10 protein-coding genes are annotated in these 12,592 nt (G+C 66.9%); 1 reads left to right on the plus strand and 9 read right to left on the minus strand.

Annotated elements, in window-relative coordinates; translation table 11 throughout:
• Window positions 1-535 precede the first annotated feature (535 nt).
• Window positions 536-1,693: a pyridoxal phosphate-dependent aminotransferase gene (locus QZ609_RS09745; RefSeq protein WP_295493792.1), complete on the minus strand. Its 1,158-nt coding sequence runs from the start codon at window positions 1,691-1,693 to the stop codon at window positions 536-538.
• A 32-nt stretch (window positions 1,694-1,725) separates the two neighbouring features.
• On the opposite strand from QZ609_RS09745, the gene QZ609_RS09750 reads away from it, so the two are divergent.
• Window positions 1,726-2,382, plus strand: a complete 657-nt coding sequence (locus QZ609_RS09750) for a GntR family transcriptional regulator (RefSeq protein ID WP_295493793.1) — start codon at window positions 1,726-1,728, stop codon at window positions 2,380-2,382.
• Between the two features lie 613 nt (window positions 2,383-2,995).
• On the opposite strand, the gene QZ609_RS09755 is transcribed toward QZ609_RS09750, so the two are convergent.
• From QZ609_RS09755 to QZ609_RS09790, 8 genes are all read right to left on the minus strand, one after another.
• Complete coding sequence (locus QZ609_RS09755; protein ID WP_295493795.1) at window positions 2,996-3,964, minus strand: type II secretion system F family protein; 969 nt, start codon at window positions 3,962-3,964, stop codon at window positions 2,996-2,998.
• 60 nt (window positions 3,965-4,024) lie between these two features.
• The gene (locus tag QZ609_RS09760; protein ID WP_295493797.1) at window positions 4,025-5,002 is read right to left on the minus strand and encodes a type II secretion system F family protein; all 978 of its coding nucleotides are present in this window, start codon (window positions 5,000-5,002) and stop codon (window positions 4,025-4,027) included.
• Between the two features lie 79 nt (window positions 5,003-5,081).
• Entirely contained in the window at window positions 5,082-6,446 is a 1,365-nt protein-coding gene (locus QZ609_RS09765) for a CpaF family protein (protein ID WP_295493799.1), read from the minus strand.
• 49 nt (window positions 6,447-6,495) lie between these two features.
• Window positions 6,496-7,704 carry an AAA family ATPase gene (locus QZ609_RS09770; RefSeq protein WP_295493800.1) on the minus strand — a complete coding sequence of 403 codons (1,209 nt, stop codon included), beginning with the start codon at window positions 7,702-7,704 and terminating at the stop codon, window positions 6,496-6,498.
• A 121-nt stretch (window positions 7,705-7,825) separates the two neighbouring features.
• Entirely contained in the window at window positions 7,826-8,161 is a 336-nt protein-coding gene (locus QZ609_RS09775) for a hypothetical protein (protein ID WP_295493801.1), read from the minus strand.
• A gap of 28 nt (window positions 8,162-8,189) precedes the next feature.
• A complete protein-coding gene (locus tag QZ609_RS09780) occupies window positions 8,190-10,085 on the minus strand; it encodes a type II and III secretion system protein family protein (protein ID WP_295493837.1) in 1,896 nt (631 codons plus the stop codon).
• A 153-nt stretch (window positions 10,086-10,238) separates the two neighbouring features.
• Window positions 10,239-11,090, minus strand: coding sequence for a Flp pilus assembly protein CpaB (gene cpaB / locus QZ609_RS09785; protein ID WP_295493803.1), 852 nt, complete (start codon window positions 11,088-11,090; stop codon window positions 10,239-10,241).
• A 49-nt stretch (window positions 11,091-11,139) separates the two neighbouring features.
• A complete protein-coding gene (locus QZ609_RS09790; RefSeq protein WP_295493805.1) occupies window positions 11,140-12,573 on the minus strand; it encodes an ATP-binding protein in 1,434 nt (477 codons plus the stop codon).
• Between the last annotated feature and the right edge of the window lie 19 nt (window positions 12,574-12,592).

Below are 12,592 nucleotides of genomic sequence, written 5' to 3' on the forward strand. Positions count from 1 at the left end.
CGCAGGCTAAGCTCAATGCCGTCGCCAGACGGCTCAACGAACGTCCGCGCAAGACACTAAACTTCGATACGCCGGCGGAGCGATTCCATCAATACGTTGCATCGACCGGTTGAATCCGCAACCCGTTGCCGACGGTCGAGCCGTCAAAGGTGCAACGGCGTGGATCGGAGTGGAGCAGTCACCCGGTACGGCCACTCAAGGACAATTGGTCGGCCTTTGCCAACGTCAGGAAGCTGATTCGGTGAGGTGGCAAAGGGGGCACTTTCCGGGCATTTGCGCCGAAGCATCGGCGGCCCGGCGACGTGACCGTCGCGGACTTTCACATGCCACCATTGGCGACCTAGTTTCCCGCCGGAAGCAGTCGCTCAGCGTTGTTACCTCAGCTTCTTTTCGAACCAATGGTGCATGACTGCGTCCACGCAGTAGTCCATCAGGAAAACGCGTTTCCAGCGGGCATGGCGCACCAGGACATATACGCTCCACCACGCTATGACGTGCTGGGATCCACGCCTGCGGACCCCAGCCTTTTTCATCTCTACGTCCGCCATGAGCGGCGGATGCGTTCGCGAATGTCGTGCAGGCGTGCGACGGCCTCGTTGGCGAACACGAAACGCAGATAGCGGTCCGCATCGGGTCCCCAGTTCGTCATCGGCGTCGCGGCCACCTTGCCGTGCTCGAGCAGCAGTTTCGACGCGTCGGGCGGCTCCAGACCGACGCTGCGGGTATCGATCAGCATCGACCAGCCGCCGTGCGGACGGATCACCGGCAGGTCGGCGAGCGCGCTCATCATGAAGTCGCGGCGGCGCTCCCATTCTGCCGTCGCGGCCGCCACGCCATCGTCGCTTGCTGTCAGCGCGGCGGTTGCGCCGGGCATTGCGATGCCGACCTGACACACGACGTTCGACAGGCTCACGAGCCGCAAGTCGTTCATGATCGGCGCAGGCCCGACGATCCAGCCGACACGCCAGCCGATCATCCGGTACTCCTTCGACACCGCGCCGACCGTGATGGTGCGTTCGCGCATGCCGGGCAATGCGGCGGGATGCAGGACCTCGCGCCCGTCGAACAGGATGCGCTCCATCGCGGCGTCGTAGATCAGCCAGAGGTCGTGACGCTCGCAATGCTCCGCGATCGCGCGCCATTCGTCGTGCGACACGACGTAGCCGCTCGGCATCGAAGGCGACATGACGAGCAGCGCTTTCGTGCGCGGCCCGATCGCGGCGGCGAGGCTGTCGGGGTCGAGCCGCCAGCCGTCGGCGCCCGGCTGCAGGCGCGCGAACTTCGGCACGCCGCCGGCCAGATGCACGCGGTTGATCAAGCCGGCGTAGGTGGGATCCGTCAGCACGACCTCGTCGCCCGGTTCGAGCACGCCCAGCAGCACGTTGAGAATGCCCGCGAGACCGCCGGCCGACACGATGCATTCGCTCGCGGCATCGTAGGCGGTGCTGGCGCTGCGGCCGACCCGCGCGGCCGCCGCTTCGCGCAGCGCGCGCTGGCCGATGAAGGGCAGGTAGCTGTTCGCCGCGTCGTCGTCGATCGCCGCGTGGGTGCTCGCCAGCGCCGCCGCGGGCGGCCGAAGGTCGGTGTCGAGATTCTCGAGCCTTAGAATGTCCGCGTCGCGCAGCGAGTCCGCGGCGTCGCCCACCCGATCGACGCCGATGCCGGGAATATTTCTCAATCTGGATACCGTCACATCAGCCTCCGTTACCGTTTTAATATATTAAAATGAAAAAATCAGCCGATGGCAAGCTCTCTTCGACGCTGCTCGCCGAGCGCCTGCGCGAACGCATCGCGAACGGCACCTGGGTGCCGGGGACGCAGTTGCGGCAGGACCTGATCGCGAAGGAGTTCGGCACCAGCCACATTCCGGTGCGGGAGGCGTTCGTGCAGCTACAGGCGGGCGGGTTCGTCACGATCGTGCCGAACCGCGGCGCGTTCGTGTCCGCGATGACGACCTTCGAGGCCGCCGAGCTGACCGAAATGCGGGTCGCGCTAGAGCTGCTCGCGCTCGACGCGGCGATCGACGCGTTCGGTGCGGACGACGAAACCGCAGCCCGCGCGATCCTCGCGCGCGACGCGGACGCGCACGAGGTCGAGCACTGGTCGATCGACAACTGGGCGTTCCATCGCGCGATCTATCAGGCGAGCGGCAAGCGGCATCTGCTGGAGACGCTGGAGGCGATCTGGCGCAAGACCGACCGCTATCTGCGGCTCGTCTGGCAGCTCGAGCGCTACCAGAGCCTGTCGCTCGCGGAGCATCGCGCGATTCTCGATGCGGTGCTCGCGCGCGACCGGCGTGCCGCGAAGCGCCTGACGAAGACGCATATCGAAGCGGTCGGCATCGTGATGCAGGATGCGCTGCGCGAAGCGCGGCAGGAATGAAGCGGGAGCGGGTTCGAGCCGGCAGCAGGGATGGCGGAATCAGACCACGCTCCCTTGAACCGGTCGGCCGCCCGGCATGACGCGCGAAATCACGATGTAACGCAGAAAAGCTCACGCACGGCGACTATCGCTGCCTGAGAGGCCATTAGGGTCGCACTGAGTGAGACGGGAAGTGTGCATCCGTTTGCAGCGAAACCTAACGCTCGCACCCGCCGAGGCTCGAATGCCAGGACAGTTGCCTGCAACCGCCTTACAAGCGCCCCCTATCTGAAAGTCCGCAAAGGTCCAATTGTGCGTGTCACCCGTCCGTCGGGTTTCGGAGTGATGCAGCCAATCCAACGGCGGGTTTCCCAGCGAGCAAAACGGCAGGTTGTGGCCGTTCAGCGACCCTCATTCGCCCACGTCGCACGATACGTTGCAGCGCACAAAACGAAATCAACCACGAAATGCGGACACCCATTTCTTTTTGCCCGCGCGGGGGCGGCGAAACCAAGCCCGTGCGCACAAAGGAAAAAACCCGGCGCGCGACCGGGAACAGGACCACCGCGCTGGCGACGTGCGCCAACTGATAGTCCGGGGGCCATTACAGCCTGGCTAGGGGCGTTTTCGCACGTCAGCCTCCCGTGCTGCCGGTCATGGTGGGCAGCAGCACCCGGTAGATCTGGATGAATGCCGGGCCCAGCAGCACCAGGAGCAAGGTCGGGAAGATGAAGAAGATCAGCGGGAAGAGCAGCTTGAGCGCGATCTTGGCGGCCTGCTCTTCGGCGATCATGCGGCGCTTGGTGCGCAGCATCTCGGACAGCACCCGCAGCGAGGTGGCCAGGCTGGTGCCGAAGCGGTCGGCCTGGATCAGCATCGAGGCAAACTTGTCCACGTCTTCCACGCCGGTGCGCAGGGCCAGGTTGAGCAGGGCTTTCTCTTTCGAGAAGCCGGAGCGCAGCTCCAGCAGCATCAGTTCCAGCTCCGATGCCAGCACGGGGCAGCGCAGCGCCAACTCTTGCGACACGCGCAGCAGCGCGGCATCGAGCCCGAGGCCCGCCTCCACGCAGACGGTGAGCAGGTCGATCATGTCGGGAAACTCTTCAAAGACCGCGCGCTTGCGGTTCTCGATCTTGCGGGCGAGCACCGCGTTGGGCAGGTAGTAGCCGATGGCGCACAGCAGGCCCAGCATGGCAAAGGCCATCTCCTGGCTGGGGAAGTTCACGTGCTTGGCGCCCATGACCGCCAGCGCCAGCATCGGCAGCACGATCGCCAGCACCGTCTTGACCCCAAAGTACAGCGGCGCGGCCGAGGCGTGGCGCCAGCCGGCATTCATGAAGCGCACGCGCAGCTGCGAGTTCTCCCAGCCCTCCTTGGGCAGTGAGAGCTGCGAGACCGGCTTGGCCCACGTGGCCAGTTTTTCCACCCAGGCACTATCGAGCCCGGTGGCGGCGTCGGTGTCCAGCATCTGGCCGCCGATCTGTTGCACCCGGCTGCGCGTGCGGTCTGGCGCAAAGAGGTGCAGCAGGCCGAGTGCGGCAACAAAGACGGCAACAAAGACCAGGACCAGCACCAGGTTCTGTTCGGAATAGATGGTTTGCATGATCGTCTCCCTCTGCGGAACGGTGCCCGCATGTCAGTGCCTATCGCAACCTTTGATCCCTCACACCCGGATGCGGATGATCTTGCGCATCCAGAGCACGCCGAGCACCATGTTGATCAGCGCCGCCCCGATCATCTTCAGGCCCATCTCGTCGGTCCAGAGCACCTTCATGAAGTCGGGGTTGACGACGAGGATCAGCCCAGCCGTGCAGAACGGCAGCAGCCCGAGGATCCACGCCGACAGGCGCCCCTCGGCCGACAGCACGCGGATCTTGTCGTACAGCTTCAGGCGCTCGCGCACCAGCATGCCGATGGTGTCGAGAATCTCGGCCAGGTTGCCGCCGCTCTCGCGCTGGATCAGCACCGCGATCACGAAGTAGCGCAGGTCATTGACGGGCACCCGCATGGCGAGGTTGGTCAGCGCTTCGTCCACCGCCACGCCGTAGTTGATCTCTTCAAACGTGATGCGGAACTCCGGCCCCATCGGCTCCTTGATCTCCTGCCCGACCATGCCCAGCGCGCTGGCAAAGGAGTGCCCGGCGCGCAATGCGCGGGCGATCATGTCGACGGCATCCGGCAGCTGCACCTCCAGGCGCTTGATGCGCTTGTTGCGCAGCCGGGCGATATACAGGGTGGGCAGCATGCCCACCAGCAGCGCCACCGCACCCACGATGATGAGCGGCACCGGCAGCAAGCTGCCCGCCACCGCCGTCCCCGCGGCAAACAGGAGGCTGGTCCCCAGCAACTGCCCGACCGACCACGTGCTGCCGGACTGCGCCAGCCAGCGGTCGATGAGCGTCACGCGGGGCAGACTCATCAGCCAGCGCTGCAGGCGCGGCGAGTCGCTCAGCAGGCGTTTCTTCAGGATCGAGAGCCGCTCCTGGTCGACGTGGCCGCCGGCCGACAGCGCGCGGATGCGGGCATCGACGCGCTTGGCCGCGGGGCCGTGGTAGTTGTTCCACCACTGGTAAAGGCCCTCGATGCACAGCACCACCGCCGCAAACAGCAGGATCATGAAGGCATAGAAGATTTGGGTCATTTGGGGTTCCCCCGTGTTCGGATCGCGCCGTCTGTGGCGGCTTGATATGTCGTCCTCAGGTTGCGTCCTCGGGCCTCGCTCAGGCCTCGAAGTGCCGGGCCGGGTCGAAGGTCTCGTCGGGCAGGCCCACGCCGTACACGCGCAGCCGTTCCGCAAAGCGCGGATAGACCCCGGTGGCGTGGAAGTTGCCCTTGACCGTGCCGTCCTGCCCAACGCCGGTGCGCTGGAAGGTGAAGATCTCCTGCATGTTGATGATGTCGCCCTCCATGCCGGTGATCTCCTGGATGCTGACGACCTTTCTGCGCCCGTCCGTCATCCGCGCCACCTGGATGACCACCGTGATGGCCGAGGCGATCTGCTGGCGGATGGTCTTGGGCGGCAGGTTCAGGCCGGCCATGTTCACCATGTTCTCCATGCGGGTGAGGGCGTCGCGCGGGGTGTTGGCGTGGATGGTGGTGAGCGACCCCTCGTGGCCGGTGTTCATGGCGTTGAGCATGTCGAGCGCCTCGCCGCCGCGGATTTCGCCGAGGATGATGCGGTCCGGCCGCATGCGCAGGGCGTTGCGCACCAGCGCGCGCTGCGTGATCTCGCCCTTGCCTTCGATATTGGGCGGCCGGGTTTCCAGGCGCAGCACGTGCGGCTGGCGCAGCTGCAGTTCGGCCGCGTCTTCAATCGTGACCAGGCGTTCGTCCATCGGGATGAAGCCCGACAGGATGTTCAGCAGCGTGGTCTTGCCGCTGCCGGTGCCGCCCGAGACCAGCACGTTGAGCTTGGCATGCGCCAGCGCCTGCACCAGCTTGGCCATCGGCGGGGTCAGGGTGCGCAGCTCGATCAGGTTGGAGATCTGCAGCGGGTTGGCGGCAAACCGCCGGATCGACAGCAGCGGCCCGTCGATGGCCGAGGGCGGGATGATGGCGTTGACGCGCGAGCCGTCGGGCAGGCGCGCGTCCACCATCGGGCTGGTCTCGTCAATGCGCCGGCCCACGCGCGAGACGATCTTCTCGATCACCTTCATCAGGTGGGCATCGTCGTAGAAGGTGATGTCGGTCAGCTCCAGCTTGCCGCGCCGTTCCACATAGGTCTGCTTGGCGGTGTTGACCAGGATGTCCGACACGGTCGGGTCCTGCAGCAGCGGCTCCAGCGGGCCGAAGCCGAACATCTCGTCGAACACGTCGGCCGTCAGCTGGCGGCGCTCGGTGTCGTTGAGCAGCAGCTTTTCTTCATCGATGATGCCGTTGACCAGGATGCCGATCTCCTGGCGCACCCGGTCGGTCGGGAAGCGCGCCAGGCGCTCCAGGTCCACCCGGTCGAGCACGGCTTCATGGACGGTCTTCTTGAAGTCACGATAGGACGGATGCCCCGGCTTGGTGTGCAGGATCGCGCCGTGCCCGTTCATGGTCAGCGGCGGGTGTTCCGGCTGGGCGAGTTGTTCGCGGATCGACATGATGGACTCCAAGATCGGCTCCAGGATCGGCTGTATAGCGCAGGAGCGTTCAGGCAATGTTCGGTGAGGACGCGCGGGCCCGCATGAAGAGCTTGCTCAGGGAGAAGCCCTTCTCTTGCGGCTGGTGGCGTTCGTTCTCGCGGGCCGTGGCAAAGATGTCGGCCAAGGCCAGCACGGCCTTGGAGACGGCGCTGTGCCGGTGCTCGTGGGCGGCGGGCACGCCCTGGCAGATGGATTCATCCACCGCTGCGGGGTCGTCGGGCAGCATGTGGAAGATCTTCATGCCGAAGACGTTTTCCAGCGTGCCGCGCGGCAGCTCGTCGCGCCGGCCATGGCGGTTGACCAGCACGCGGATCTTGTCGGCCGGGTAGTGCAGGCCGTGCAGGATGTCGAGCAGGCGCCGCCCGGTGCGGGCAAAGGCGATGGTCGGCTGGACCACCAGGCAGATCTGGTCGCAGTGGTCGAGCACCGCAATCGACAGCGGGTTGATGGCCTGCCCCACGTCGACCAGGATGAAGTCGTAGCTGGGCGAGACTAGCGAGAGCACGTACTCGATGCGGTCCTTCTTGATCTCGCCCGCCTTGATCGGGTCGGTGGCGCCGGCCAGGATGTCGAAGCCTTTGTCGACGTGCGTGAGGCACGCTTCCAGGAAGGCGTCGTCCAGGCGGTCGATCTGCGCGCAGACTTCGGCCAGCGTGGCGGGCGGCGTCTTGCTGCTGACCAGGAAGTGGGTGTCGCTGAACTGCGTGTTCAGGTCGATCAGCAGCACCCGCTTGTGCTCGTGCGTGGCCAGCGCGTGGCCGACGTTGCTGGCGATGAAGCTGGCACCGGAGCCGCCCTTGCTCGACACGAAGGCGATCACGCGCGCTTCTTCCCGGGCCCGGGGGGTGAAGTTGGTCTCCAGCCGCTTGAGGGCATCGGCCAGCTGGCCGCGCTCCAGCGGCCAGGCCAGCACATCGCTCACGCCGGCGCGCAGCGCGCGGATCAGCAGGTCGGGCTGCTGCGACTGCGTGACGAGGATGCAGGGCAGGTCGGGGTGCTGCTGGCGCAGCGCTTCAATGCACTGCATCTGCGGGGTGCCGCCGTAGGCCTGGTCGATGATCAGCACATCGGCGCTGCGCAGCTGGCAGGCATGCGAGGGCAGGTTGGCCGGCGCGTCCTGCAGCCGCATGACCTGGTAGCTTCCGCTGGCGGCTAGCAGCCGTGCGATCTCCGCCAGGCGTTCGCCGTCTTCGGATGCAATCAAGATCTTGAGCATGGCAAGGCCTCCTGTTTCTATCGTTGCTGCTGTGTTGCTGCGCGGTTCGTGCTGTGTCCTTGCGATGCCGTGCGGCGGATCGACCGGCCCGCCCGCGCGGGCCAGTGCGGGTCAGTGCACGCTAGTGCGAGCCGCCGCCCGACATGCCGACCCCGCCGTAGCCGCCGCCGCCAAAGCCGGCGCTCGTGCTGCCCGCGCCGGCGCCGCCCGTGCCGAAGCGATACAGCGAGCGGTCGTAGTTCGACATGGCGGCCACCGCGGCCTTGCCGTCCACACCGTCTGCGGCGGGCAGGTTGCCCGGCGCATCGGGGTTGATGACCTGGGCGCGGTTGACGGCGGTGACGGCCTCACCGAAGTGCTTGTCCCACGTGGGCGTGGTGGACATGCAGGCGGTCAGGGCCTGGCTGGCCAGCATCAGCAGTGCAACGCGGGACAGGAGTTTGAGGTTCGCGTTCATGGCGGTTCTCCAGTGGGTTTCCGGATGCTCAGCGCGCTTGGGGCGCAGCGCTCGCGTCTGCCACCGCTGCTTTGCGGTCGGCACGGGCCCTGGCCTGCGCCAGGCGTGCCGCGGTGGCCTCGATGCGGGCGACGCGCGCGGCGGTGTCGTCTGCCAGCGCCGTGGCCGGTGCCGGTGGCGGCGTCACCGCCATCACTTCGGCCACGGGCGCGGTGGCGACCGGCGCGGCCGGCGCGACCGGGGCATCCTGTGCGGGCTTGTCGGCGGGCGCGGTGGTCACTTCCGTGCGCGGAGCGGGCACCGGGGCGGGCGTGACCGGCACCGCCGGAGCGGGTGCTTGCGAGGCGGGTGCCGACGGCGCGCTCGGTGCGGGCATCGGGGCTTGCGGCGCCTTGCCCGGCATCGGTTGGCCCGGGCGGTTCTTGCCGCCGTAGCCTTCCATGTTGCCCATCAGGTAGACCGCGGCCTCGCTGGGTGTCGAGAAGCTGTCGGTCGGCAGCGGATAGGACGCCGTCTGCATCGGCTGCACCAGGTGCGGCGTGATCACGATCACCAGCTCGGTCAGGTCCTGCTGGTACGACGTGCTGCGGAACAGCGCGCCGAGCACGGGCACTTCGCCGACGGCGGGCAGGGCCTTGAGCGAGCCGCGTGCGTTGTCCTGCATCAGGCCGCCGATGGCGAAGCTCTCGCCGTCGCGCATCTGCACCGTGGTGGAGGCCCGGCGGGTCGTGATCAGCGGCAGGATGGTCTGGCCGGTGAGGCTGGAGCCCGTGACCGTCGCGCCGGTGGGCGAGAGCTCGGACACTTCCGGCGCCACCTTGAGGTTGATGCGGCCGTTGGCCATCACCGTGGGCGTGAACTTCAGCCCGACACCAAACTCTTCTTCCTGCAGGGTGATGGTGGCTGCGCCGCCGAGGATGTTGCTCTGCGCGACCGGGATGTAGATCTTGCCGCCCGCCAGGAAGCTGGCTTCCTGGCCGCTGAGCGTCACCAGGTTCGGTTCGGCCAGCACCTTGACCAGGTTGTCGTTGCGCTGCGGATCGAGCTGGACCTGGAAGGGCCGGTTGTTGGCCTTGTTGCCGAAGACCGCCGTGGAGGAGCCCGTCAGCAGCGAGGTCAGCAGCCCGCCGCTCCAGGAGCCGAAGCCGCCCTGGATGTTGAGCGCCGAGCCCATCTGGTTGAGCAGCGTCTTCGACACCTCGGCCACCTTGACCTCCAGCATCACCTGCTGCGGGGTGTCGACGGTCATCATGTTGAGCACGCCGCCGCCGGGGTTGCCGCCGGCCTTGTCGTTGCCGGCCTGGGCCGAGGCCGCGTAGGCGCGCGCGATTTCCATCGCCATGGCGGCGGATTGTGCGTTCGACACGGAGCCGGTCAGCACCAGGTTGTCAGCCGCCGTGGTGACGCGGATCCGGGATTCGCCCGGCATCAGCTGCGCGAGCGAGGTCTGCAGGCCGCCGGCATCGGCATTGACCACCACGTCGACAATGCTGCAGGCACCGCTGCGGCCTTGCACGATCATGTTGGTGGTGCCCACGCTGCGGCCCAGCAGGTACATGCTTTGCGGCGAGACCATGCTGGCCTGCACCACGTTCGGGTTGCCCAGGGTGCGATTGCGCACCGGTTCCGGCAGCGCAATGATGGTCGACTTGCCCACCGGCACCACCACGTTGCTTTCGCTGCGCACAGCGCCCGTGCAGTTGGGGCCGCGCACGTCGGGCTGGGCCGGCACGGCAGGCTGCGCCATGCTGATGGTCATCTGCATGGGCGCCGCCCCGCCTGCGCGCGACTGAGATTGGGCGGCGACGGGCGCCGTGGTGGATTTGGCGACGGCGCCTGCTTCCATCGCGGTTTGTGCGCGCACGCCTGTGGGCACACACAGCATGGCACCTGCTGCCCCTGCCAGCGCCATGGCGCAGACCATGGCGCGGGTATTCAGCAGTGCGGCATCGATTTTTTGGTTCGTTTTCATATCTCCCCCCCGGAGAGGCAGTGCTGTACAAGAAGAACTTGCGTTGGCTGGGAAACCCTCTGTTGACTGGTTGACCTTCACACCGTGATGGCGCCTGGGCTGGGCTCAGAAGCACTCCATGCTGCCGTGCACACCGGACAGCACGCCGATGCAATCACGCTGCTTGACCGCGGCGGTGCTGGCACGCCGCACCTTGACCGGTGCGCGCGCCGGCACACTGACCGTCACCACCTTGGGTGCCGGCTCGGCTGCAGGCGTGCCCAGCAGGGTGAGCTTGGTCGCGCCGCCGGTTGACGTGGCGGCCACATCGACCTGATTGCGCAGCACCAGCGAGAGCGTGCCGACGCTGCGTGCGACATCGAGCTTCTCGGCCTGCTCGGGCGTGACCTCGAGCGTGACCGCATTGACCACCTTGGGCTGCGTATCGTCGCGGCTGACCTGCTGCGCGACCGCCAGCACCAGGATCTTTTCCAGCACGATCTTGGAGATGCTGGCGTTGTTGTTCGCGGCCCTCGTGTCCTCATTGGTGTTGACGATCACGTCGACCAGGTTGCCTGGCAGCGCGAAGCCGGCCACGCCCACCACATCGTTCACGCGCACGGTGATGGCGCGCTTGCCCTCGCCGATGACCGCCGACAGGCCGCCCTTGGTCCCGACCGGGGCGAGCTTGCTCTCCAGGATCGGTTCACCTTGCTGCAGGCTGGTGCGCACCACGCGCCCCTGCAGCGCCTTGGGGTCGTCGAAGGTGCCGGGGGGCACGCTGCCAGACGGCCAGCTGACCACGCGCAGCTGTTCGCTGCCCAGTGGTTGGCCGAGGTCCATGTCGTTGCCGGCCACCACGATCTGCTTGACCGAGCTGGACGATTGCTGCGCCAGCCACCGCGATGCGGAGATGACTGCCGCGATACCAGCCGCCAGTGCGACGACCAGCATCAGGATTGCACGCGCGTTCTTCATGATGAGTTCCCCTTACTGAGATCGATGACGCGGGTCGGATACGCAAGCGTCAGGTGGCGGCCGGGGTATCCGGCTGCGTGCCTGGGTTTGCCTGCATGGGTTGGGTTGTCCTGGCATCCACGGAGGCGCAGAAATAGCTTTGCCAGGCCCGGCGCAAAGCGTCTTCGCTCACATGGGGTTCGGTTCCGTGGTAGTGCACCGCAGACGCGACCAGCCGCAGCAGGTCGCGTGGAATGCAGGCCAGCAGCGGCTTGCCCGTGGCGCCGTGCAAGCCTTCGAGCAGGTAAGCGAACGCCGCATCGGCGCTGTCGCTTTGCAGGCCGAGATCCTGCGCGGCGCGCATGTAGACCTCGTGGTATTCGCGCACGGTCAGCGGGCCGACGTGGAGCTTGCTGCCGAGCCGGCGCAGGAAGGCGTCGTCGCCCAGGTCGCTCGGCTCGAGGTTGGTCGAGAACACCGGCCACACGTCAAACGGCACCGAGAAGCGCACGCCGTTGCGCAGCGAGAACATGTCGACGCGGCGGTCCAGCGGCACGATCCAGCGGTTGAGCAGCTCCGTCACGCCCACCTGCTGGCGGCCGAGGTCATCCACGATGTAGATGCCGTTGTTGGCCTTCATGTGCGGCGGAGCCTGGTAGAAGCCGGTGGACTGGTCGTAGCGCAACTCCAGCATCTCCAGCGTCAGTTCGCCGCCGGAGAGCACGGCCGGCCGGTGGCAGACCAGCCAGCGCCGATCGAGCGGGCGTTGCTTCAGGGGGCTGTCGTCGCCCTCGAACGGCACGTGCACGAGCGGATCGAAGATCTGGATGATCTCGCCGGCCACCGTGACGGCGTGCGGCACCGGCACCGCGCCCGGCAGCAGCGTGCCCAGGTGCTGGGCCAGGTAGGTCTTGCCGCCGCCGGCCGGGCCGTACAGCATCAGCGCGCGGCTGGTGTTGAGCGCGATGCCGACGTTGTCGAGCAAGTCCTGCGGCATGACCAGGGCGCTGAACGCGGCCGTCACTTCATCCTTGGACAGCGACGCCAGCTGGATGGAGTGCCGCTGCACGGCCTCCACATAGGCCGCCAGCGTGACCGGTGCGGCGCCCACGTAGCTGCAGCGCGCGCTGCATTCGGCGGCGCGCGCATAGCCGACGTCGGTCAGCCCGAAGCGCACGTCCAGATCGTTGGCGCCGCGGTGCAGCACTTCCAGCATGCGCTCGCGCACGGCATAGGCGGCCACCTCGTTGATGACCATGGCTGGCAGCTTGAGCGTGTCCATCAGCATCGCCAGCGTTGCGCTGCGGTTCAGGTAGGCCACCTTCAGCAGCAGCCCCAGCAGCAGCGAGATGTCCAGGCCCGTCTCGGCCACGGTGCGCGGCAGGGCATGCCAGGGGGGCACCGGCTTCTTCTCGGCCATGCCTTCCCCGGTTGACGGCACGGGCTCGAGCATGTGCGTCACGTGCCCGATGTCGGTGTGCTCGAGTCGTTCGTCCAGAATCATGTTCGTCACCGTTTGTGTG

The organism is uncultured Ralstonia sp. (assembly GCA_913056305.1).
Lineage (GTDB): Bacteria > Pseudomonadota > Gammaproteobacteria > Burkholderiales > Burkholderiaceae > Ralstonia.